Annotated in this window: 21 protein-coding genes; 13 read left to right on the forward strand and 8 right to left on the reverse strand. The window is 43.0% G+C overall.

What is annotated here, in order from left to right:
* Positions 1-14 precede the first annotated feature (14 nt).
* Genes EIZ39_RS05065 through EIZ39_RS05075 form a run of 3 tightly spaced genes read left to right on the forward strand, consistent with a single transcriptional unit; the run spans position 15 to position 4,029 of the window.
* Complete coding sequence (locus EIZ39_RS05065; protein WP_129198129.1) at positions 15-2,273, forward strand: hypothetical protein; 2,259 nt, start codon at positions 15-17, stop codon at positions 2,271-2,273.
* Positions 2,270-3,196, forward strand: a complete 927-nt coding sequence (locus EIZ39_RS05070; protein WP_129198131.1) for an ABC transporter ATP-binding protein — start codon at positions 2,270-2,272, stop codon at positions 3,194-3,196. The genes EIZ39_RS05065 and EIZ39_RS05070 overlap by 4 nt, the downstream gene beginning before the upstream one ends.
* Positions 3,196-4,029 (forward strand): ABC transporter permease, encoded by an 834-nt coding sequence (locus EIZ39_RS05075; protein WP_129198132.1) that lies wholly within the window; start codon positions 3,196-3,198, stop codon positions 4,027-4,029. The genes EIZ39_RS05070 and EIZ39_RS05075 overlap by 1 nt, the downstream gene beginning before the upstream one ends.
* Before the next feature lie 45 nt (positions 4,030-4,074).
* Here the strand turns inward: EIZ39_RS05075 and EIZ39_RS05080 are convergent, their stop codons facing one another.
* Positions 4,075-5,877 (reverse strand): L-lactate permease, encoded by a 1,803-nt coding sequence (locus EIZ39_RS05080; RefSeq protein ID WP_129198134.1) that lies wholly within the window; start codon positions 5,875-5,877, stop codon positions 4,075-4,077.
* Positions 5,878-6,101: 224 nt separating this feature from the next.
* Positions 6,102-6,788 carry a FadR/GntR family transcriptional regulator gene (locus EIZ39_RS05085; protein ID WP_129198136.1) on the reverse strand — a complete coding sequence of 229 codons (687 nt, stop codon included), beginning with the start codon at positions 6,786-6,788 and terminating at the stop codon, positions 6,102-6,104.
* Positions 6,789-6,919: 131 nt separating this feature from the next.
* Here EIZ39_RS05085 and EIZ39_RS05090 point away from each other — a divergent pair, with 131 nt between their 5' ends.
* From EIZ39_RS05090 to EIZ39_RS05115, 6 genes are all read left to right on the forward strand, one after another.
* Positions 6,920-8,332, forward strand: a complete 1,413-nt coding sequence (locus EIZ39_RS05090; RefSeq protein WP_129198138.1) for an FAD-binding oxidoreductase — start codon at positions 6,920-6,922, stop codon at positions 8,330-8,332.
* Positions 8,333-8,388: 56 nt separating this feature from the next.
* On the forward strand, positions 8,389-9,678 hold the full coding sequence (locus EIZ39_RS05095) for a (Fe-S)-binding protein (protein ID WP_129199112.1): 1,290 nt from the start codon (positions 8,389-8,391) through the stop codon (positions 9,676-9,678).
* 77 nt (positions 9,679-9,755) lie between these two features.
* Positions 9,756-10,457, forward strand: a complete 702-nt coding sequence (locus EIZ39_RS05100; RefSeq protein WP_164984903.1) for a FadR/GntR family transcriptional regulator — start codon at positions 9,756-9,758, stop codon at positions 10,455-10,457.
* Between the two features lie 182 nt (positions 10,458-10,639).
* A complete protein-coding gene (locus EIZ39_RS05105; RefSeq protein WP_129198142.1) occupies positions 10,640-11,374 on the forward strand; it encodes a (Fe-S)-binding protein in 735 nt (244 codons plus the stop codon).
* The gene (locus tag EIZ39_RS05110) at positions 11,371-12,879 is read left to right on the forward strand and encodes a LutB/LldF family L-lactate oxidation iron-sulfur protein (RefSeq protein WP_129198144.1); all 1,509 of its coding nucleotides are present in this window, start codon (positions 11,371-11,373) and stop codon (positions 12,877-12,879) included. The genes EIZ39_RS05105 and EIZ39_RS05110 overlap by 4 nt, the downstream gene beginning before the upstream one ends.
* The gene (locus tag EIZ39_RS05115; protein ID WP_129198146.1) at positions 12,872-13,591 is read left to right on the forward strand and encodes a LutC/YkgG family protein; all 720 of its coding nucleotides are present in this window, start codon (positions 12,872-12,874) and stop codon (positions 13,589-13,591) included. The genes EIZ39_RS05110 and EIZ39_RS05115 overlap by 8 nt, the downstream gene beginning before the upstream one ends.
* 59 nt (positions 13,592-13,650) lie before the next feature.
* On the opposite strand, the gene EIZ39_RS05120 is transcribed toward EIZ39_RS05115, so the two are convergent.
* Together EIZ39_RS05120 and EIZ39_RS26425 are read right to left on the reverse strand one after the other, a co-directional pair.
* A complete protein-coding gene (locus EIZ39_RS05120; protein WP_164984904.1) occupies positions 13,651-14,844 on the reverse strand; it encodes a LysM peptidoglycan-binding domain-containing protein in 1,194 nt (397 codons plus the stop codon).
* Positions 14,845-15,004: 160 nt separating this feature from the next.
* A complete protein-coding gene (locus EIZ39_RS26425; protein WP_164984905.1) occupies positions 15,005-15,163 on the reverse strand; it encodes a hypothetical protein in 159 nt (52 codons plus the stop codon).
* Positions 15,164-15,432: 269 nt separating this feature from the next.
* On the opposite strand from EIZ39_RS26425, the gene EIZ39_RS05125 reads away from it, so the two are divergent.
* Both EIZ39_RS05125 and thiI read left to right on the forward strand, forming a co-directional pair.
* A complete protein-coding gene (locus EIZ39_RS05125; RefSeq protein WP_129198150.1) occupies positions 15,433-16,578 on the forward strand; it encodes a cysteine desulfurase family protein in 1,146 nt (381 codons plus the stop codon).
* 10 nt (positions 16,579-16,588) lie between these two features.
* Entirely contained in the window at positions 16,589-17,800 is a 1,212-nt protein-coding gene (gene thiI / locus EIZ39_RS05130) for a tRNA uracil 4-sulfurtransferase ThiI (protein ID WP_129198152.1), read from the forward strand.
* A gap of 50 nt (positions 17,801-17,850) precedes the next feature.
* On the opposite strand, the gene phaC is transcribed toward thiI, so the two are convergent.
* The 3 genes from phaC to EIZ39_RS05145 form a co-directional block, all read right to left on the reverse strand.
* The gene (phaC, locus tag EIZ39_RS05135; RefSeq protein WP_129199114.1) at positions 17,851-18,936 is read right to left on the reverse strand and encodes a class III poly(R)-hydroxyalkanoic acid synthase subunit PhaC; all 1,086 of its coding nucleotides are present in this window, start codon (positions 18,934-18,936) and stop codon (positions 17,851-17,853) included.
* Positions 18,937-18,983: 47 nt separating this feature from the next.
* Entirely contained in the window at positions 18,984-19,727 is a 744-nt protein-coding gene (gene fabG, locus EIZ39_RS05140) for a 3-oxoacyl-[acyl-carrier-protein] reductase (RefSeq protein WP_129198154.1), read from the reverse strand.
* A gap of 65 nt (positions 19,728-19,792) precedes the next feature.
* Positions 19,793-20,263, reverse strand: a complete 471-nt coding sequence (locus tag EIZ39_RS05145; protein WP_129198156.1) for a poly(R)-hydroxyalkanoic acid synthase subunit PhaE — start codon at positions 20,261-20,263, stop codon at positions 19,793-19,795.
* Positions 20,264-20,610: 347 nt separating this feature from the next.
* Here EIZ39_RS05145 and phaQ point away from each other — a divergent pair, with 347 nt between their 5' ends.
* Both phaQ and phaP read left to right on the forward strand, forming a co-directional pair.
* On the forward strand, positions 20,611-21,060 hold the full coding sequence (gene phaQ / locus EIZ39_RS05150; RefSeq protein ID WP_129198158.1) for a poly-beta-hydroxybutyrate-responsive repressor: 450 nt from the start codon (positions 20,611-20,613) through the stop codon (positions 21,058-21,060).
* A 56-nt stretch (positions 21,061-21,116) separates the two neighbouring features.
* Positions 21,117-21,665, forward strand: coding sequence for a polyhydroxyalkanoic acid inclusion protein PhaP (gene phaP / locus EIZ39_RS05155; protein WP_129198160.1), 549 nt, complete (start codon positions 21,117-21,119; stop codon positions 21,663-21,665).
* Positions 21,666-21,739: 74 nt separating this feature from the next.
* Here the strand turns inward: phaP and EIZ39_RS05160 are convergent, their stop codons facing one another.
* Entirely contained in the window at positions 21,740-22,579 is an 840-nt protein-coding gene (locus tag EIZ39_RS05160) for a metal ABC transporter permease (RefSeq protein WP_129198162.1), read from the reverse strand.
* Positions 22,580-22,595: the final 16 nt, after the last annotated feature.

Raw genomic sequence — 22,595 nt, forward strand, 5'->3', positions numbered from 1 at the left:
GAAGGGGACAATAGATGATGTATAGGTTATTAATGATAGGATTACTCCTATGTTTTTTTCTACAGGGAGGACTAACCGCTGAAGCGGAAAACAACAAGCTCAACATGGCAATATCGGTTGATGTCCCATTGGATGGGATCTATAAGAACGGCAAGATGGTTCGGTTTTACGTTACCATGAAAAACCAAGATCAACCTTTTACGGGAGAGATGGTTGTTCAATCGGTAGAGATGGGCCATACACAGATATTATCTCAACCCAAGCAATTCCAAATCGAAACTGATGAGCAAAAGACAGTTGAAATCGATGTCCATAGTGATCAGTTAATGAATGCCTGGCGTCATGTAGGCATTAGCATTCTACAGGGAGGCGAAGAGCTCGAGTGGATTCCAGTGACCGGCTTGCAGCCTCAACATGAATGGGTTATTGGAGTCATATCTAGAGATAGCAACGCTTTTCATTTTCTTAGCATGGCTCACCCGGAACAGGGAAGAAATCTTACTATCAAACAAATTAAGCCCTCTTCTCTTCCAAAAGAGTCGATTCTTATGAATCACTTAGATGTTCTAGCTATTGGTGATCTTGCTGAAGGGTTGGAGAAAGAACAGTCTGAGGCTATAAAAGAATGGGTACTAAGTGGCGGTGTATTGGTCGTATCCGGAGGAAGGTCTTATGAATCTACAGTTAAGTACTTAGGAGATATATTACCTTATTCTTCAGAAGAGACACAAACCAGAAAAATATCTCAAGATATTGAGATGCTCTCAGAAATGAAGCCCCCAGTGGATCAAGTATCGGTTTTAAAGGAGGCTACAGAGACCTTTCATGCTGTTTCTTTTGGTAAAGGAACGATTCTTACTGTGGCCTATGATGTAACCGAAGAGCCCATCGCTTCCTGGCAAGGCAACAAGGCCCTCTGGCAACAGGTAATGAAGAGATGGTTATTGGACTCGGTGACCAGAAAAGATATGAGAGCTATCTCGGATTATGGCTTAATGGAACTTAGTTACATGACGCCTGGAGTGACTCCACCGCATTTCCCTCTCATCAGTTCCATTTGGATTGTGTATATTCTAATTGTTACGCCAGGTCTTTTTCTTCTACTAAAAAGGCGTGGGAAAAGAGAATGGGCCTGGTTCCTTATTCCATCTTTATCCATTTTCTTGACTGCTGGAATATACGGTCTTGGGAAGTATATGGTAGCAAAAGATGACGTTGTTCACACGGTTTCGGCCATAGATATCTTACATGACCAACAAGCTGAAGTGAATAGTGCGACCTCCTTCCTAATGATTGATGGAGGAACATTTACCGTGGAGCAAGTAGAGGGAGCTACGCTCATCCCCAATCATAGGGGCAGAACCGAATCAACTGAGAGTGTCATCACCTTCGAGAATGGAAGCTTTCAATTTAGAAAAATTCCTTATCTATCCATGAAGGAGGCTTATGCGCATTCTCTTCGCAAGGATGTGGGATATATCGAGAATAAGCTATACATTGATGAAGAACGAGTGAAAGGAAAGGTTCGAAATCTGACGGTCTTTGATTTGAAGAATGTGCTTGTGACAGTAGGGATGCAGGAAATCCATCTAGGTGATCTGCCGAGAGGGAAGGATATCGAAGTCGATGTGTCACTGAAGCGTGTGTACGTTCCCGATTCCATCCTACTGGATAGGGAAGAAGAAGGACGGGTATTGAATCGCCACGAACGAATGGAAAGACTGCAACGTAGTCATTATGAATACAATGCAACATCTATTCCTGTAACGATCACAGGTTGGAGTGAGGAAGGAATCGAAGTGTTTAATGTCGTTGATCGTGAAGAGAAAAAATATTACTCTACAATTGTCCGTCAAAACACAACGCTCATAGCCAGCTCAAATGGGAAGCAGATTTACCCATACGGAACTTTGCCTCTAAGGATAGGAGAAACGAAGGGGAATTGGGAAGGAGTTCAAGGGGGGTACTATGTGAGTAATGGATTCTTAAATTTTGCTTTGAAGGTCCAACCTAATGGATTAATGGTAGACAGAATAGAGGTACCTCTCAATGAAACACCTTACAAGCCATTCGAGAAGAAAATCTACAATGTAAAGAAGGATCGTTGGGATACAGTGGAGTCCAATCAGCCGATCATTCTGACAGGCACTGAGAAAGAAGAATATATTACTCCTCAAGGAGAGATCGTGCTCCGTTTCTATCAAGAGTCTGAAGAGAGAGTATTCCTCCCACAACCTTTTTTTCTTGTAGAAGGTCAGGTGATTAAACCATGATTAAGACGATAGGTTTGACGAAGAAATATGGAAAGCTGGAGGCTTTAACGGACTTAAACTTGCATATCGAAAAAGGAAGAGTATTTGGGTTCATTGGTCCCAACGGTGCCGGGAAGTCTACAACGATGCTAATCCTTTCCACTTTGCTTCGCCAGACATCTGGGCAAGCCTTTGTGGGGGGATATGATGTAGAGAAATACCCATCTGAAGTGCGGCGACTCATCGGATATATGCCTGATTTCTTTGGTGTTTATGATAACTTAAAGGCAACCGAGTATCTAGATTTTTATTGTGGTGCTTATCAGATCGCCGAACGAAAACGTACAGCCTTGATTGCAGATCTCCTTGAGTTGGTTAATCTCACCAATAAAGCAGATAGTTATGTAGATTCCCTTTCAAGAGGAATGAAGCAGCGACTTGGTTTAGCTCGCTGTTTAGTACATAATCCTGATGTGCTTATCCTAGATGAGCCAGCTTCCGGCCTTGATCCTCGAGCAAGAATTGAAATGAGAGAAATATTAAAGCAATTAAGACACATGGGTAAGACCATTATCATTAGCTCTCATATTCTCCCTGAACTTGCGGAACTGTGTGACGATATTGGAGTAATTGAGAAGGGAAAACTCATCGCTTGTGGGCCTGTTCAAGATATGACGGCAGGTTCGAGAGGAATCGTGGTCATGCAGTTGAAGGTGTTAGATAAAGAACAAGAAGCTGAGCGAATATTAGAAGCCTCTCCTTATGTACAGCGAGTAGATAATAAGAACCGATATTTACGCTTTCAATTTAGCGGTACTGAGGATCACCGGGCAGAGTTATTGCAGAGCCTGCTTTTAGCAGGCATACCTGTAAGCAGTTATTCAGAGGCGAAAGAGAATTTGGAGGACGTGTTCCTTACCATAACCGAGGGGGTGGGCAGCTAATGAAAGGTTTTTTTCCCAATCCAGTCATTATTAAAGAAGTAAGGGAACGATTCAGAACAGGAAAAACGGCATGGATTCTTGGGGCTTACTTATTCATCATGGGAACCATTCTGTTGGGATTCATCTATCTGGGACCGTACCAGCGCTCTTTTTTCCGTCCTGGAGAAAGTCGTGAGATGTTTACGATTCTCTCTGTCATTCAGTTAGGAATGATCGGATTTATTGCTCCTGCCTTGACAGCAGGAACAATCAGTGGAGAGAGAGAAAGACAGACCTTAAATATTTTGTTAACGACCCACTTAACCCCGTTTTCAATTGTAGCAAGCAAGTTACTTACCTCTCTTGCTTTCATTGGGTTACTGCTGGTGTCTTCCTTGCCTTTATACAGTTTTGTCTTCCTTTATGGAGGGAATTCTCCAGAGCAATTAGTCAAGGTGTTTATATTCTTTGCTGTCAATATGGTTTTCTTCGGGAGCTTAGGGGCCTTTTGCTCTGCTTGGTTTAAGAGAACGGGCGTAAGCACGATTGTGGCTTACTGCCTTACCTTTTTCATTGGGGTTGGCTCAGGGTTTCTTGTTTACTTTCTGTGGGAGTTCTATAGAATGATGGAATGGGAGCGAGAGCAGTCTGCTTTTTTACAGATCCTTGCAGCTTTGAACCCTGGTTTCGTATTAGGAGATATTCTGGGAGAGAAGGTCGCTCCTTTTCCCACATATCCTGTTACACCTTGGATTTTGTTTAGTGTGGTTTATTTGGTCATGAGTATATTGTTTGTTATTGCTGCGACTAACATTGTTAATCCGTTGCGCAAGCGATTCGCAGCTAAAAGTTAAAAGGGATGGAGACTCTTTGGTCTCCATCCCTTGCTTTATATAAGATTAAGAGGCAATGTTCTTTCTCGTTCCAAACTCCGCTGCTCTCTTGTTATTCGTAGCAATAACCCAAATGGCAGCAAAGCCGATCGCCATAGCGATAAACGTACCGATGTTGAAAAAGCCTTTTTGCGAGTACCATACGATAGAGTAACCAATCGAACCTAATAGTAAAGCGTAGTAGACAAATGGGAATACCGTTTTGCGGATAATCTCCCCTTCTCGTCCGACTAATCCTACGACAGCAGAAGCGGCGACAACGTTATGCACACAAATCATATTCCCAGCAGCACCACCGATGGCTTGCAGGGCAACCATCCAAGTTGGATCGACCCCAATTCTTTCTCCTACGCCAAACTGGAACAAGGAGAACATCATATTACTAACGGTATTACTACCTGCAACGAAAGCACCTAGACCACCGATGAAGGGAGCAAAGATGGGCCAAGCCGATCCTGTAAGAGCAGCTACCCCATCAGCTAGAGCGATAGGCATTCTAGCAAATTCAGCAGCACCACCACCGCTGTTAATAAAGACTTGAACCATAGGAACGGTAAAGATTAGAGCTACGGATGCAGATAAAGTGGTTTTAAATGAATTCGTGACAGCGCGCTTATAGGCTCCTCCGTCCATTTGATGGAGGAAGAATGTGATTAAAGATACCGCTATAAAGATTGTTCCAGGAAGATATAATGGCTGAAAGCTTGAACTGATTTCTGTTCCAAAAAGGTTAGGGAACTTCACCGTCCATGATCTCATCATATCCATGAATGGAAGCTGTTTTAAGCGAGTTAATACGAGGAATAAACCTACAAGGATATAAGGTGTCCAGGCCTTAATCATACTAATATTCCCATTGCGAGCGGCTATGTCTTTAATTTCAATGGTTCCGTTCCAAGAAGCATCCCAATTTTCTCTTTTGTCAAAGTCCCACACTTCAGACTTCGCAGGCATTAAGAATCCATTCTTAGCAGCTGTAATGACGATAGCAAGTCCAATTAATCCCCCAATCATAGATGGGAATTCAGGTCCGAGGAATACAGCTACAAGGTAGTAAGGAATCGTCATGGCAAAAGCAGAGAAGAGAGCAAACTTCCAAACTTTTAATCCTTCTGTAAAGGTTCTATTCTTTCCATAAAACTTCGTCAAGAAAGCAACTACGATTAATGGAATTAATGTTCCACCAATAGCATGAAGAAGGGCGATTTTAGCACCAATCATGTTTAGGAATTGGCCAAATTCTCCATATCCTAGGTTAGCAGCAAAAGCTTTAATAGCTTCATCAGAGGATATACCGCTGTTAATTCCAACGAGTATTGGGGTACCTACGGCACCGAAGGAAACTGGTGTGCTCTGGATGATCATTCCTGCAACAACAGCTGCCATAGCAGGGAATCCTAAACCGACCAATAGAGGTACCGCAACGGCAGCAGGTGTCCCAAAGCCTGCTGCTCCTTCGATAAAGGAACCAAATAACCAAGCAATAATGATGACTTGAATGCGGCGGTCTGGTGTAATGTCTGTAAATCCTTGGCGAATCGTTCGAAGTCCACCGCTCTCTTGAAGCGTATTTAATAATAGAATGGCTCCAAAAATGATGAAAAGCAGAGTTCCTGCTGTAACTAAACCGTTTACAGAAGCTGCCGCGACTTGGGCCGCAGGAACCTGCCATATGAACAGAGCAAGTCCAGCTGCCACAATATAGCAAATTGGCATAGCTCTACTGGCTGGCCAGCGTAAGGCAACAAGGAATAAAGCTACGGATAGAATGGGTAATAAGGATAGAAATGCTAAAAGACCAGTGCTCATAAATCGGATTAACCTCCCCCAGAGAATTAGTTCACCGTATGATCTTGCAATCGCTTACATGATAGACAGGGAACTCTTGATCCCTGCACATCATATCAAAATTAATATAATGAGATCATCAGATGACCTTATTATAAAAAGAGGAAAACGTTTTGACAAGGGTCATTTAAAAATTTTTGTAACCTTTTGAAGCCTTCTGCTAAGGAGGCATCCCCTCCTTAGCGTTAACTGTCCTTTAAAACTGATTCAACTTTTGACAAGTGCTCTCTCATGACCGTAACGGCGGAATTCGAATCGCGCTGAATAATGGCTTGAAGCATCCGGTGATGTTCCTCGAACAACCGATCGGCTGATTCCTTTTTACTATATAGCCATAACTTTCTCGTATCCCGAATGGTTCGAATCATGACGGTAGATATTCCCTCCATCATCGATTGAAGCAAAGGATTCTGGGTGGCTTTAGCAATGGCGAGGTGAAAGTTTACATCATAAACTTGGCTAATTTCTTCGTTTCCTATCGCATCCTTCATCTGATGAAGAATACGCTCTAATTCTTCAATATGGGAAGTAGTGCGAAGCTCAGCAGCGAGTTCAATGCAGCCCACCTCTAATATTTTTCTTACCTGAAGGAGCTGAGTTAACTCCATCGTATTGGATGTTGGGATATCGTGAAAGGGGGAAATAGTGGGAATAGGATTCGTAACATAGGTCCCTCCTCCTTGACGGGACTCGACGAGGCCACGAGCTTTTAATTGGCTTAGCGCTTCACGAATCGTAGAACGACCTACATGGTATTCTTTTGCCAGGTTTTCGATTGTATCGATTTTATCTCCTGGTTTGTATACACCTGACTCGATAATGCGCTGCAGTTCTTCCGCAATGATTTCATAGCTTTTCTTTGTAAGGTTCATGTTCGTCCTCCGGTCATTTCCAAAAGCAATTATTAATAAATACTCTACACAATTTTACGCATTTATGATAGAGTATAAACAAAATTCGTCTGATGACCTGCTAACATGATTTGGATGGGGGAGGAAGTTTCATGCTTAGTCAAGAATTGAAAAATAAATTTATTGCAATTGTAGGGAGTAAATATTTTTTAGATAGTCCGAATGAATTGTATGCGTATTCTTATGATGCCACTCCGATCTATCAGTCAATGCCAGACGCAGTGATTATGCCTGAAACGACTCAGGAAGTGTCAGCTATACTCAAGCTAGCCAATGAACATTTAATTCCTATTGTTCCCCGTGGATCGGGGACCAATCTGGCAGGGGGAACGATTCCAGTCGAAGGTGGAATTGTCCTCAATATGAATCGTTTTAATAAAATCTATGAAATTGACCAGAAGAATCTTACAGCAACAATTGGGACTGGGGTAGTTACTTCTGATTTGCATAAGGCAGTTGAAGCGGTTGGCTTATTTTATCCTCCAGACCCTGGTAGTATGAGAATCTCAACGGTTGGTGGCAATATGGCCCAATGTGCAGGTGGAATGCGCGGGCTAAAGTACGGCGTAACGAAAGATTATATTATGGGTTTGGAGTATGTATTGCCATCTGGAGAAGTCCTTCGTTCTGGAGGAAAGAACGTGAAGGATGTTGCCGGATACGATATGACTCGATTGATGGTTGGATCGGAAGGAACGCTTGGGGTGATCACTGAAATTACAGTGAAATTAGTTCCATTACCGGAAACGAAACGTACACTCGTTGCTTATTACCGGAACTTAGTCGATGCAGCCCGCACCGTTGAAAAAGTTATCTCATCAAAGATCATTCCAGCTACCATGGAGTTTATGGATCAATCGACAATGAAAGTGGTTGACGACTTTGCCAAACTAGGATTACCTCTAGAGATGAAGTCAATGCTTCTTATTGAACAAGATGGAAGCGAAGATCAAGTCGTTCGTGATATTGAGAGAATAGCGGAGATTGCTCGCCAGGAAGGAGCAGCCATTGTGGAGGTGGCTAGAACTCCTGAGGAAGGCGCGAAGTTGCTAGCTGCAAGAAGGTCTGCCTTGGCTGCCTTATCTCGTCTTCGTCCGACGACGATTCTCGAAGATGCAACAGTGCCTCGCTCTCGCTTGGCCGAAATTGTAGAAGAGGTAGAACGTGTGGCCGAGAAGTATCAAGTTCAGATTTGTACTTTTGGTCACGCTGGAGATGGAAATCTCCATCCGACTTGCATGACGGATGAGCGTAATAAAGAAGAAATCCACCGAGTCGAGCAGGCGTTTGATGAGATTTTCCATGCTGCTATTCGGATGGGAGGGACCATTACGGGTGAGCACGGTGTGGGAATGGCGAAGATGAACTATCTAAGTCTGAAGGTCGGTGACGGCGGAATTGAACTGATGAAAAGACTGAAGGCAGCATTTGACCCGAATAATATTATGAACCCTGGCAAGATGTTTGCTAACAGTGAAAGACGCAGAGTGGTGGTGAAACAATAATGAGTGCCATAGCGAAACCAGAACAAAAGCCTGCATGTGAGTCAGATTCTTTAATAATGGCAAATGGTAACGGTTGGTTGGCAAAGTTTAATATGGATGAAATTATGAACTGTATGCATTGCGGATTTTGTTTACCTGCTTGCCCCACCTACCGGGAAACGGGAATGGAACATGCTAGCCCGCGTGGTCGGATCGCTCTCATGAAGGGAGTTGCGAAAGAGCAGCTGTCCCTAGACGAAGAATTTGAGAAAAATATGTACCTTTGCCTCGGTTGCCGTGCTTGTGAGACGGCCTGTCCGGCAGGAGTTCCTTATGGAAGTCTGGTAGAGACGGCGCGAGAAGTAGTTGAAGACGGCAAGAAAAGTAAGGAAAAGCCATCTATTATTCGTACGGTTGTTTTTGAGCAACTATTTACTAAACCGAAACGAATGAAGCTATTGGGTACTGCATTATGGGCAGCACAGGCTACAGGAATGCAAAAGCTAGCAGATATGACAGGATTAATTAATGTTTTGCCTAAACCTATGGCAGAGATGCAAAAAGCAGTAGACACTGTAGCATCACCATGGGAAAGAAAGAAAAGACAGTCAATCATGAAGGCGGAGAAAGAAACTCGTTTTACAGTTGGATTGTTTACGGGTTGTATTCAAGACGTGATGTTCTATGAAACCAATCAGGCTACAGCTCGTCTCTTACAAAAAGCAGGCTGTGATGTCGTGTTTGTAGAGAACCAGTCATGCTGCGGTGCGCTTCATGCCCATAGTGGTGAAAAAGACGGGGCCATGGGTTTAGCCAAGCGAAATATCGAAGCCTTCGAACGGGCGAATGTGGATTTTATTGTGAATAATGCAGGAGGTTGCGGTGCTGCTCTAAAGGAGTATCACCACTGGTTCCACGATGATGCAGAATGGAAGGAACGCGCGATGAGTTTCGTGTCGAAGATGCGGGATGCAAATGAACTTTTGAGCGAACTTCCTCAGATTACATTCAGTAAACCGTTAAATGCAAGAGTCACCTATCAAGATTCCTGCCACTTGGCCCATGGGCAGGGAGTTCGCAATCAACCTCGTCAGTTGATCCGTTGCATTCCAGGAGTAGAGTATGTGGAGCTGACGAATGCAGACAGTTGTTGTGGGTCTGCGGGAATTTATAATATTACGAATTATGATATGTCCATGCAAATCTTAGACGGAAAGATGGAACATGTAAAGGAAACAAGAGCTCATTATGTCGTGACCTCAAATCCTGGTTGTCTTCTCCAGATGAAGAACGGAATTATTCGAGCAGGCATGCAAGGAAAGATGGAAGCCATTCATATCATGGACTTGCTAGACCGCGCCTTATAATCATCAGATATCTGATGGGAAAATCTAAACTTGTATGATATAATTCTCCTCAAATGACTCAAACATTGAGGTGTCTTATGAAACCGCAGTTTAAAGTGCGTAAAACCTACGAAGAGGTTGCTGATTATTTACGCGATCAGATCATCTCAGGTGTCTATCAATCTGGTGAACGGTTGCCATCCTTAAGAGAGTTAGGAGAAATTCTCGGTGTTGGACAATCTACTATACGTGAAGCCATCGGCTCCTTAAAGACCATGGGTTTAGTTACCATTCGTCAAGGAGAAGGAACCTTTGTAACCCGTTTTGAACCTGAAGAGTTAAAGATGACATTAGAGTCCATTAGACCTGTAACAAAGCAGGATATTCGTTCACTATATGAAGTGCGTAAAGTTATTGAAACCGGAATTGTGCGTCTTGCAGCCGAAAGAAGAACAGTAGATGACTTACGCTTAATTGGGGAAGCGCTTGACAAGATGGAAGAAGCACATCATGGGAACTTGCGGGAGCAGGGTGATGAGGCGGACTGGAGCTTTCATTTTGCCATTGCTCAAGCCTCCCATAATGAAATGCTAGTTTCGGTTATGCACTCCATATCAGAGATGATGGAGAGAACGATGAAGGCGTCTCGCCAGAAACTATACGAGATTGAGGGTGTAGGCGAGAAGCTGCTAGATGATCATCGCAACATCTATGAGGCGATCCGTCTCCAGAACATTAATCAAGCACAAGAAGCCATGCTCAGGCATTTGCAAGGTGTTGAAGAGTTTATGCTTAAGTAATCTTAAAGATTAAGTCCGAGGTCATTTTTTTGTACCTCGGGCTTTTTACAATTTTGTTCGGATTTTTCCATTTGAAAAACTCTGTTCAACCTTTTAAATATGAAGTATACTTACCTACAAAAGACATCTGATGACCTGAGGGGCAGAAGATGATATGGGCAGAAAAGAGGGAGGGTCAATCAATGAAAGTTTCCCTGTTTATTACTTGTTTAGTAGATGGAATATATCCCGGGGTCGGAGAGGCCATGACAAAAATCCTTTCACAACACGGAATAAAGCTCTGTTTTCCGGAGGTTCAAACCTGCTGCGGACAACCGGCTTTTAACAGTGGTTATTGGGAAGATGCACGCGGAGCAGCGGTAACCTTATTGGATGCTTTTGAAGATAGCGACTTTGTCGTTTCTCCGTCAGGCTCTTGTGTAGGGATGATTCATCATAACTACGAGAAGCTCTTTGAGAATGACCTTGTTCAGCTGAAAAGAGCCAAGCAGTTTATTGAAAAGACATATGAATTCTCTCAATTCCTTGTGCAAGTCCTTGGTGTGAAAGACTTGGGCGCCTACTTTCCTCATAAAGTTACCTACCACCCTTCCTGTCACGGGACACGCTTATTAGGAGTTAAGAGTGAGCCTTTAGAGCTTTTACAACACGTAAGAGGGCTGGAATTGGTACCGCTACCATCGGGAGAGGATTGTTGTGGGTTCGGGGGAACCTTTGCCGTAAAAATGTCGGATATCTCTGGTGCTATGGTAGAAGAGAAGGCCCAACATGTTCTTGAAACTGAAGCTGAAGTATTAGTCGGAATGGATATGGGATGCTTGATGAATATTGGAGGGCACCTTCACTATAAAGGAAAACCGGTTCGCGTCATGCATCTTATTGAACTTTTGTATGAAGGGGTGAAAGCCAAGGTATGAGCACATCCGGACTAAACAGCGTTGTAGATCGTGCGAAAGTGGCGTTGAATGACCAATTTCTGCGTAATGCGGTTAAGTTTACGACAGAAAAGCTTCGAGCAGGACGTAAAAATGCGTCTGAAGAGCAAGGGAATTGGGACAAGTGGCGTGAACGAGGACGACAAATCCGGTTACACACCATTGCTCACCTGGATTATTACCTAACCCAATTCATTGAGAATGCTAGAGCTCAAGGAACACACATCCATTTTGCCTCAACAAGCGAAGAAGCTGTTGAGATTGCCATGAAGATAGCCGAAGCGAAACAGGCCCAATCCGTTGTGAAGTCAAAATCTATGGTTTCAGAGGAAATCCATATGAACCAGGCTCTCGAGGATGCGGGGATCGAAGCGGTAGAGACAGACTTGGGCGAATATATTATCCAACTAGCAGGAGAAACCCCTTCTCATATCATCATTCCAGCTATCCACAAAAATAAGCAGCAAGTTGCGGACTTGTTCTCCAAGGAAGCAGGAAAACAGCTTCCAGCTGATACCTCCGTACTAGCGGGTTTCGCTCGAGCTAAGCTGCGGGAGAAGTTCTTAGAAGCCGATATAGGGATGACGGGTTGTAATTTTGCGATTGCTGAAACAGGTTCTATATCCCTTTTTTCTAATGAAGGCAATGCTCGTATGGTTAGCACGGTTCCGAAGACACAGATTACCTTTATGGGAATGGAGCGAATCATTCCAACCTTAGATGATCTTGAAGTGATGGCCACCCTCTTGCCTCGCTCCGCTACAGGGCAGAAGCTAACCGTTTATATGTCTGTCATAACGGGACCGAGACGATCTGAAGATAGTGATGGTCCGGAAGAAATGCATATCATTATTCTAGATAACGGGAGATCCTTACAGCTTGGTGATCCAGAGTTTCAGGAGTTGCTCAATTGTATACGCTGCGGAGCTTGTTTGAATGCTTGTCCGGTTTATCGCCATATAGGCGGGCACTCTTATGGAAAAGTATATAGTGGCCCCATCGGAGCCGTCTTAACTCCCGCGCTTAATGGGAATGTCGCGGAGTGGGATGATATTGCCAATGCTTCGAGCTTGTGTGGCGCTTGTTGGGAAGCTTGTCCCGTACAAATTCCGTTACATGACATGCTCGTTTATCTAAGAAGAAAAAAAGCAGAACAAGGATATTCACCCGCTTCCGAGAGAGCCGCATTTAAAGGGTTTCGTTATGTCATGTCTAATCATAAAAGATACCATCTATCGCTGAAGGTAGGAAGTATCGGACAATTGCCTCTCGTCAACCAAGGGATGATTAAGTCAAAGGTAGGGCCACTTAAAGGTTGGACATCTCAGCGGTATGCACCTAGCTTGGCTAAGCAGTCATTTAGAGATTCCTGGAAAGCTTTAGATCTTGATGTTCAAGCTGAGCTTCAAGAAATGGACCCGCAGGTAAAGAAAAGAATGCAAGAGATTCTAGCCTCAAGGGGAAAGGGAGGAAAACACAATGGCTAATCCGGATTACCTAGTTGAACTCGAGAAGGAATCGAAGAGAAGACAAGCTGAGTTCATCAATCATATTGCTAAGCGACTAGGTAGGGATCAGACTACGAAGCCACCCGAGCACCCTTTTCGAGGGGCACCGGAGTTTTGGAAAGAGTACAATCTTTCGCTTGAAGAGAAAGTTCAACTTTTTATGGAAAACTGGGAAAAGGTAGGCGGAGAAGTGACACGCGTCTCTACGATGGAGGAGGCGGGTTCCTATATTCATCACGTGATCCGTACAATGGAAGCAAAGTATCTCCTCTGTTTTGATCAGGAAGAGTTGAAGGATCTTTCTCTTGAATCAGCTCGTTCCAATGTAGAAGTTACGTTCTGGAATCCAGATCAAGAAGATCTATTAAATAAAGCCGCAGGGGCAGATATTGGAATTGGGGTTGTGGATTTTGCCATCGCTCACACAGGAACAGTTCTTGCTATGTCTAGCCCGTTCAAGGGAAGAGCCATTAGTCTTCTGCCGACTGCCTTTATGGCTATCATTAAGGCTGATCGTTTAAGAACGCGTCTTGGAGAAGTTTTAAAAGAAGTAAGTTATAGAAATGACGATGGAGCTATGCCAGCGGGAGTGCATTTTGTAACGGGTCCAAGTCGTTCGGCTGACATAGAGAATGATTTAACCATCGGAGTACATGGCCCAGGGGTAATGTATGCCGTAATTGTAGGGTAAAAGTGAAGGGCTAATGTCTAGTCGTATTGAAGTTGACTAGGCGTTAGCCCTTTTTTCGTTTACTTGATTCCTGCTGCCAGTCGAACGGCTTCTTGATGTCGCGGGTCTACTTGGGCATCCTTATGACGTAAACTATTGAGGAAGTGTACGTCCGCATGGCCAGCAAAGTTATTGTCCGTAATGTACTGAATATCATGAGGCATCGAGCTCATGGAGGCAGCTAAACGACGTCCATTCACCTCAAGAAGAACCGGGCGAACCGACCAGGAATAGTTTCCTCCCCAGACAGCCTTCATGATCTCGGCGTCTCTTGATGTAAGTGGTTCACAATCAGCATGGAAGGCTCCGATGGTACGTTTAATATTCCAGGTTTGCCCTGTAGCGATATCGACGACCCTCGCCGTAGCCCCAATAGGAAATACATATTGAGCCTCCGTTGACCAGTCCAACAGCTCACCGGATTGAGGACTAGAAACAGGCTTAACAGGTACATGGTGAATCGCTACTTTTACTTTTTGGCCTATGGATAGCATACTCTTTTCAGTCATATTGTTCAGTTGAAGAAACTCGGAGAAAGGGATGCCGTACTTTAAGGATATGGTCCAGCCGGTCTCTCCACTTTGTACAGTGTGAGTTTGATATTCAACCCAAGGGACTTGCTTGTCCACGGGTGATGGTAAGGGAGTGGGCTGAACAGCTTGTGATCCGGGATCTGGTATTTTTAATGTTTGTCCAACCTCTATGTAATCATTGCTAAGCTTATTGACTTGTTTAATGGCTTCAACTGTTGTATTGGTAGACTGGGCAATTTTCCAGAGCATATCTCCAGGCTTAACAAGATAGGTTGAGCTATCCAGCGTTGGAGCTGTAACAATGGGTGTACTCCCTTCGGGGATTTGTATCTTTTGTCCAATGAGAAGATTACTTGAGTTTAATTGATTTAATGTTGTAAGTTGTTCTATCGTCGTTTTATAGCGTTGGGCGAGCAGAAAGAGCGTATCACCGGCTTGAACGGTGTAGGTAAATGATTTAGGGGGAATGGTTAAAGTATGACCGATCCAGATCTCGTCACTCGTAAGACGATTTGCTGTTTTTAACTGATCTACTGTAATACCATACTGTTGAGAGATTAAAAACAAACTGTCTCCACGCTGTACGGTATAGTTTTGTGCATAAGCTGCCTGTGTGCTGCTTAGAAGCAGTGTAGCTAGCATACCTTGTCCAACCCATCTTTTCCATCGCTGTCTTGTCATGATGTATAGGCCCCTTTCTATCCAGCAACATGTAGAGTAAGAAATTCTTACCTCTATTGTACTTGGGGAAGGAGTTGGTATCATTGGATAAATAATGGAAGTAAAAAAGACGTTACTCACAATTCGGGAGCAACGCCTCTGTTATATAACGAAAAAAATACTATCTCATTTGTTTATTGTATAGTTCCATAAGATAAATATCGCTGTCTAAGTGTTCGAAGCCTTCTTCCTGTTGGTTAAGCTTCTTTATTTGAGATTGTAATGATTGAATCTGTTCCTCTAGTTGCTTAAGTACTTCCACATTCACTGTTACTGTCATGATTGAACCCTCCAGCTGTTCTTTATGATTTCTCTTTATTGCTTCACCGCGTTATGGTGCATATAAATATATAATTTATTGATAATTCTAACAAGGGGAAAGTCGTTTGTAAATAGGTTTTCAGAATTTTAGAAAACAGAGAGGTAGGTAAGTGAGTTGTAGTTGTATGCGTTGGTTTGGATAAGTTATAATGTGAGTTAGCTTTTTCTTCCATAGTATGGGGAAATAATAAGGTCAAGCGACGATAAGCTGAAATGAAGGAGGTGCCTATGATTTATTTCGATAATGGGGCTACGACAGCCCCTCATCCGGAAGTCGTGGAAACGATGAGATCGGTTTTGCAAAACTATTACGGAAATCCATCTTCACTTCACCATCTAGGTGTTGAGTCAGAAAAAATATTAAACCAATCCCGTCAGTTAGCAGCTAAATTCTTAGGGGTGCAGCCAGGGGAAGTTGTGTTTACCTCGGGTGCAACTGAAAGTAATAACATGGCAATTAAAGGGATTGCCTTTCGATATCAGAATCGAGGAAAGCATATTGTGACAACGGCTATCGAGCATCCCGCTGTCTATGATGTATGCAAGCAATTAGAAGAATTTGGTTTTGAATTAACGGTACTCCCAGTAAATCAAGAGGGAGTGGTGAATCTTGAAGACTTAGAATCGGCAATTCGTTCTGATACGGTATTAGTTTCTGTGATGCATGTCAATAACGAAGTCGGGAGTGTTCAGCCTCTAGCGGAAATCGGAAGAATACTGAAAAAATACCCGAAGCTGTTTTTTCATGTAGATGCTGTGCAAGGATTTGGCAAACTTCCCGTAGATCCTAGAGGCTGGGGAGCGGATCTTGTCTCCTTATCCGCACATAAATTTCATGGTCCCAAGGGAACGGGACTGCTTTATGTTCGAAAGGGAGTTGACCTCTATCCTCTCATGGTTGGAGGAGGACAAGAGGGAGGGCTTCGTTCGGGTACGGAAAACTTGGCAGGAATTGTTGGAATGGTTAAAGCAATGCGACTCGCTAAAGAATCTATGGAGTCTAACTCGCAAGCTCTTTTGGCTATGCGCGATCGGCTCTGGGAGAGCTTGAATGAGTGGGAAGGATGCTTTATGAACACGCCTCGCATTGGAGCGCCTCATATAGTCAATATTTCATTGCCAGGGTTAAAATCTGAGGTCATCCTTCATGCGCTCGAAGATCAGTTTGTCTATGTATCTACGAAGTCTGCCTGTTCTTCTAAAATTGACCGCCCAAGTCGAGTGCTCATGGCCATGAATCTAGGAGAAGCAAGAGCGAGCAGTAGTCTTCGGCTTAGCCTATCTTATATGAACACGATGTCAGAAGTTGAGAAGTTTCTTATGATCTTCCATGATGTAGTACCACGTTTGAAAAAGATGCTAAAGGTAACCTAAAGGAGTTCTTATGGTAAATTATGACGATATCTTAATTCGATACGGTGAAATGGCCCTAAAAGGAAAAAATCGGGGAATGTTTGAAAAGCAGCTAATAACCAATCTGAAAAGAAGTCTAAAGGATTTTCCCGACATAGAGATTGAAAATACTTACGGAAGAATGTACATTTCATTAAATGGAGCACCTTACAGCGAGGTGGAACCAAAGGTTAAAAAGATTTTTGGTATTACTTCTTTCAGTCCTACAAAAAGGATCGACAGCTTTGAACTCGAGACCATTAAGGAAGCTGCATTAAGTGTTATGCAAGATGTAAGTCCGCAGCCAAGAACCTTCAAGGTGGAAACGAACCGATCAAATAAGCGGTTCCCCCATCGATCCATGGAGATGAATAACTTCATCGGAGGTTATGTTCTAAAAAATATGCCTGGGCTGAAGGTGGATGTCCGCCAGCCTGAAGTATTGCTTAAGGTAGAAATACGTAATGAAGGAACCTTTATTAATTGTTTGGACGTGCCTGCTAATGGTGGTCTTCCTGTAGGGACAAGCGGCAAAGCGATGCTCCTATTATCCGGTGGGATTGATAGCCCTGTAGCAGGATGGATGACGATGAAAAGAGGTGTACGTTTAGAAGGAATCCATTTTGAGAGTCCTCCTTTTACAAGTGAACGGGCTAGACAGAAAGTGTTGGACTTAGCGGGTATCGTAAGCCAGTATGGAGCAGGAGAAATGCGAGTACATATGGTGCCCTTTACGAAGATTCAAACGGAAATTCGTCAGAAGTGCCCTGAACATTATCTAATTACGATCATGAGGCGTTTCATGATGCGCATAGCAGAGAGAATAGCCCATAAGCGTAAAGCTCTGGCTATAGCAACAGGGGAGAGTCTGGGCCAAGTCGCCAGTCAAACGATGGAAAGTATGTATACGATTAATAACGTAACCAAGATGCCGATACTTCGTCCATTAGTGGCCATGGACAAGGCTGATATTATCCGCATTGCCCATCAGATTGGAACGTATGAAACGTCCATTCTTCCATTTGAAGATTGCTGTACGATATTTGTGCCGAAGTCACCTGTTACTCGTCCGAATGTAGAAAAAGCTGAGAAGTTCGAGCAAAAGCTTGATATTGAGGGTTTAGTAGAAGAAGCCGTCCGAAATACAGAAATCGTGGTCGCCTCTGCAATTCAGAAACAAGAAGAAAGCTTGGATCTGTTTTAAATATAAAAAGCCCTGATTCTTCTAGAAAAAGCAGAGTCAGGGCTTCTTGCTTAATTAGAGCGTTCGTCTAACCAGTCACCGATGGTTGGATAGGTATGCTTTACCGCTTGGCGTCCGAAGACAATAGATACATGGCCTGTAGGCATAAGAGACAGTGTCTTATCTTCACTGGAAATGGCATCCATTAAAGGCTCCAATTGCTTAGGCTGAGCGATATGATCGCGGGTTGCTCCAATGTTTAACAAGCTGGCACGAATATTGGATAGTTCCACACGTTGCCCGCGGATGACGAGCTCTCCTTTAATGAGTTTGTTATGTTGATAGAAGTCGCGAATCCATTGACGGAAGGCCTCTCCTGGGAAAGGAATGCCATCGCCTACCCACTTCTGCATTAACTTCCAGCTATCTACAAAAGATTGGCTCTCAACACGTTCAGCTAAGCTTACATATGGTCCGTAAAAGTTAACCAAGGGCTTCAACATCTTATTCCCTAAGTCTATCATTTCTGGAGGTACATTGCCTAAAGTGTCCACCATCTTATCCAGATTAAAATAGCGCTCATCCAGCCAGTTGGTGAAGAGGCCAAGTTCTGAGAAATCGATCGGTGCCGTCATAAGAATAATATTCTTGATGGGCAGGTGAGTATGTAGGGACGAGAATATGGCTGTCATCGTGCCTCCCATACAATAACCTAAAACGGAAACTTCATCTGAACCACTGTGACGAAGTACTTTCTTCACTGCCAAGGGCATGTAGTCCATAATATAATCATCTAGTTTCATATATCGATCTTCAGGACCAGGTGTACCCCAATCCATAAGATAGACATCAAAACCGCGATTGACTAGATACTCGATTAAACTGTTTCCAGGGGCTAGATCGAGTATATACGGTTTATTGATTAGCGCGTAAAACATAAGAAGTGGAACGCGCTTAGTCTTAGGTAGATGAGGAGCAAAGCGATAGAGTGTTGCTTTGTTCTTGGTCCAGACGACTTCCTTAGGAGTTTGATAGACTTGCGGCTCAGGTTCAACAAACATAACTTCATTAAAACGCTTAGCGCGGTTCATCTGGCTCTTTAACTCTTCCGGAACCATACCCAAAATATCTTCCCATTCTTTAATTGGGGAAATAATCATTGTTTTGTTACCCTCCACTTTTTTCTGTTGATGTCAACAGATTATTACATGTAAAGTCCGCCGTTGACATTTAATTGTTGGCCAGTAATGTAATCACCGTCTGTTACGAGATAGCATACCGCACGAGCGATTTCGCTTGGCTGTCCGAGGCGACGCTGAGGAATCTTAGCTACAATCTTATCAAGAATTTCAGCTGGAATTTCTGCAACCATTTCGGTTTCGATAAATCCTGGGCAGATCGCGTTTACGGTTACCCCTTTATTAGCCATCTCTAGAGCAAGAGACTTCGTAAATCCGATTAGTCCGGCTTTCGATGCAGCGTAGTTGGTTTGCCCAACATTACCCGATTGCCCGATAATAGAGCTGATATTGATGATACGTCCATACTTTTGCTCTACCATGAGAGGGAGAACGGCACTTGTCGTGTTGAACGCACTGTTAAGGTTTACGTCGATTACTTTTCTCCATGCTTCTTCTGTCAGTTTAAGGAAGGAACGATCACGAGTGATACCCGCGTTGTTTACAAGGATATCTACCTTGCCGAAACGGTTGATCGTTTCTTCTACTAATACTTTGGCTTGAGCGGAGTCGGATACATCTGCTTGGCTAGCAAAAGCAACAGAACCCAATGCTTCAATTTCTTTTACAACTTCATTAGCGGCATCCGCGTTGCTATTATAGTTAATGACGACTTTAGCGCCGTTACGAGCTAATTCAAGGGCAATAGTCTTCCCGATTCCGCGGGATCCTCCGGTTACAATAGCTACTTGATTGTCGAGTGTTTTCATCTTCATACATCCTCTCAGTTTTTAGTATTTATATATATATTTATATATCTATTAAATTGATAGGTTTATTTGGATTTAGGTGCGTCAACTTCTACGGATTTAGCTTCCTTAGCCACGGCAGCTTCTGTCTTGGCCTCTAAGATCTCAAATAATTGGTCGAGTCGTTTCGTTAATTTGGCCATGTCGGTTTTCAGGGCTTTGACTTCCTTCGACAATTCACTTTGCTTAAGGGCGTCGACAACCTCTTCCTCGATGGTTTGTTCTAATCTGTCGACTTTCGTTTCGACATTCACAATCATGGATGCGACGTTGGCAACATCTTGACGTGAAGGCATGTTGGCTTGCTCTAGGTATTTTTCAGCAGATTGACGGGCCATATTCTGATACTGAAGGTAGCTGTTTAAGCTTTGTCCCATCAATTTGGAGAACTCCTCCTTATGCATAGCTTCGTCCACCGTCTGACTCCATTGTTCCTCAGCCTTGTCATAGAACTGCTTCCATAAGGCAAAAGGATCAAAGGGCATTTGTTGGCTCATGGTTTCATCTCCTTTTTCATCTATTTGTAAAACAACTACTCTTTAGAAAAATCAGTCCGAAAATAATTCAGACAAACGATTGATCAAAGAGTCTTGATTATGAATCCAACTTTCATTCTTCGACTGTCGAAAAATAGGATTCCTTTTGCTTACATTGAAAATTATAGTAAATGGTTAGTAGGAACACAATTGAAACCCTTCGACAATTCCAGGAACATTCTTGTGATAGTTATCAGAATTTGTCGAATGATCAACATAGATAATTGTAGTGGTAATACTTGACAGAACGAACCACATAGGTGTAAATTACACATAGAAGCAAATTACAATTTTCGTAGGTGATGCGGATGTCGGCCAGTAAGGATAAAGGGCAGGAAGTCAAAGAAGACGAAAAGTGGAATATTCCAGGCGGGCCGCCTAAAAATATGATGGTCCCTGTCATACTGCTTAGTTTAAAAGGTTGGAATGCCCATGGCTATGAGCTAATCCAGCAGTTGGTTAAATTTGGATTTCATTCTATTGATCAGGGAAATGTATACCGAACTCTGCGTCAATTAGAGAAAGAGAATATTGTCAAGTCAGAATGGGATACCACGTCAGGAGGACCAGCTAAGAGAGTATATTCCCTTACTGACGCGGGAACGCAATACCTAGAATCATGGGCTGAAGCGCTAGGACAATATCAGAGCATGCTTGATCAGTTCTTTAATATGTATACCCAGTTTTTTATGGGTCTTCCCAACGTTCCCAATCGGAAAGGGAAGGAAAATAAGAGTAGTGATGATGACCTAGAATGATTCAGCTTTAGCTGTGTCATATAAAAAAATGAATAATCTTTTAGGAGGATGTAAAAATGGCGACTGCTCAAAAAAAGAATGAACTTACAAATCCTGTGAATGTGTTCGACACGATGTGGGATGGATGGTTAAACAGTGTGAAGCTTATGTATGGCTACCAACGCGAAATGGAAGCTGTAACCATTCAGGCGCTTGAGCGTCAAAAAGAAGCATGGCAACAAACAAAAGAAAACATCGATAAGCTAGAAAGTGAATTAAATAAGTTCGTAGTAGATGTGAAAGCAAACGTACTTGATAATGTGAAGAACGTAAACGGTGAAGCTGTTTCTAAGAATGTAGAGGAATGGAACAAGCGTGGAGAGGAAGTATTAAACAAAGTTCAGCAGCTTTATGGAACACCTGGAAAAGCTAGCAACAGCATGATTGGTAAGTCTTTAGAACAGTTAGAGTCTACTTTACTTAGCCTTATTGAGCAACAACAAAAGACTCGTACTGAAGTTCAAGGATTACTAGAGAACTTCACGGATCAAGTAAAGCACACAAACAAAGGTCTAATGGAATCTTGGGAAACAAGCCGTACATCTGCGTTCAATATGTTTAAATAATAAATTAACAATCCCCCTTACCGTTTTAAGAGGAAAGGGGGATTTCTTGTACAAGAAAAACAGGGACTTCTACGTTAGTCTGCTTTAAGAATTAGTTTTTTTACCAAGAGTACAGATAGTAACATGAAGACTGAAAATAGGACAATGGTGCCTCCGCTAGCCCAATCTAAGTAGAAGGCCAAGGTTAACCCACCAAGTACAGCAATTTCAGCAAAGATAATAGACATCCATAAAGTTTGTTTAAAACTATGTGAGATCTGTAAGGCTGCAGCAACAGGTAAGGTAATAAGGGCTGAAACCAGTAAAATTCCAACAATACGCATGGAGATGGCGATGGTAAGCGCAACTAAGATGGTGAAAATCAGATTAACCAAACTACGCCTGATTCCTGATATGCGTGCATACTCCTCATCGAAGGAGAGGGCAAATAATTCTTTGTATAGAAGGTATAAGGAGAGTAGTACGGCTAATCCAATTCCTATAATGGCCCAGAGATCGGTTCTTCCTACCGCAACTACACTTCCAAAGAGGTAGGAGAATAAGTCTACATTAAATCCCTTGGCAATACTGATTAAGACAACACCTAACCCAATACCAGTGGAGAGGATAATGGGTATCGCTAATTCTTGATAGAAACGGTAAGCTTTTCTTAATTGTTCTACGAGTAGAGAGCCCACTACTGAAAAGACCATACCCATGTACATGGGATTAAGTCCCTGGAAGAAAGCTACTTTCTTACCTAATAAGATCCCGGCGGCAATACCAGCCAAGGTAATGTGAGAAAGAGCATCAGCCATGAGTGATAAGCGGCGAACGACAAGGAAAACCCCAATTGCGGGACAGATAATTCCTACAATCAAACCAGCAAAAAGGGCATTACGCATAAATTCATATTGAAAAATAATTTCTAGCATGTGCTTTGTATTCCTC

This window comes from Ammoniphilus sp. CFH 90114, from assembly GCF_004123195.1.
Taxonomy (GTDB): domain Bacteria; phylum Bacillota; class Bacilli; order Aneurinibacillales; family RAOX-1; genus YIM-78166.

Coding starts and splice junctions, on each gene's coding strand:
- EIZ39_RS05145 (WP_129198156.1), bottom strand. CDS start 20,263: ATGAGCCAACAAATGCCCTTTGATCCTTTTGCCTTATGGAAGCAGTTC.
- EIZ39_RS05075 (WP_129198132.1), top strand. CDS start 3,196: ATGAAAGGTTTTTTTCCCAATCCAGTCATTATTAAAGAAGTAAGGGAA.
- EIZ39_RS05065 (WP_129198129.1), top strand. CDS start 15: ATGATGTATAGGTTATTAATGATAGGATTACTCCTATGTTTTTTTCTA.
- EIZ39_RS05120 (WP_164984904.1), bottom strand. CDS start 14,844: ATGACAAGACAGCGATGGAAAAGATGGGTTGGACAAGGTATGCTAGCT.
- EIZ39_RS05080 (WP_129198134.1), bottom strand. CDS start 5,877: ATGAGCACTGGTCTTTTAGCATTTCTATCCTTATTACCCATTCTATCC.
- EIZ39_RS05115 (WP_129198146.1), top strand. CDS start 12,872: ATGGCTAATCCGGATTACCTAGTTGAACTCGAGAAGGAATCGAAGAGA.
- EIZ39_RS05110 (WP_129198144.1), top strand. CDS start 11,371: ATGAGCACATCCGGACTAAACAGCGTTGTAGATCGTGCGAAAGTGGCG.
- EIZ39_RS05125 (WP_129198150.1), top strand. CDS start 15,433: ATGATTTATTTCGATAATGGGGCTACGACAGCCCCTCATCCGGAAGTC.
- phaQ (WP_129198158.1), top strand. CDS start 20,611: ATGTCGGCCAGTAAGGATAAAGGGCAGGAAGTCAAAGAAGACGAAAAG.
- fabG (WP_129198154.1), bottom strand. CDS start 19,727: ATGAAAACACTCGACAATCAAGTAGCTATTGTAACCGGAGGATCCCGC.
- EIZ39_RS05100 (WP_164984903.1), top strand. CDS start 9,756: ATGAAACCGCAGTTTAAAGTGCGTAAAACCTACGAAGAGGTTGCTGAT.
- EIZ39_RS26425 (WP_164984905.1), bottom strand. CDS start 15,163: ATGACAGTAACAGTGAATGTGGAAGTACTTAAGCAACTAGAGGAACAG.
- EIZ39_RS05095 (WP_129199112.1), top strand. CDS start 8,389: ATGGCAAATGGTAACGGTTGGTTGGCAAAGTTTAATATGGATGAAATT.
- EIZ39_RS05090 (WP_129198138.1), top strand. CDS start 6,920: ATGCTTAGTCAAGAATTGAAAAATAAATTTATTGCAATTGTAGGGAGT.
- EIZ39_RS05085 (WP_129198136.1), bottom strand. CDS start 6,788: ATGAACCTTACAAAGAAAAGCTATGAAATCATTGCGGAAGAACTGCAG.
- EIZ39_RS05105 (WP_129198142.1), top strand. CDS start 10,640: ATGAAAGTTTCCCTGTTTATTACTTGTTTAGTAGATGGAATATATCCC.
- phaP (WP_129198160.1), top strand. CDS start 21,117: ATGGCGACTGCTCAAAAAAAGAATGAACTTACAAATCCTGTGAATGTG.
- thiI (WP_129198152.1), top strand. CDS start 16,589: ATGGTAAATTATGACGATATCTTAATTCGATACGGTGAAATGGCCCTA.
- EIZ39_RS05160 (WP_129198162.1), bottom strand. CDS start 22,579: ATGCTAGAAATTATTTTTCAATATGAATTTATGCGTAATGCCCTTTTT.
- EIZ39_RS05070 (WP_129198131.1), top strand. CDS start 2,270: ATGATTAAGACGATAGGTTTGACGAAGAAATATGGAAAGCTGGAGGCT.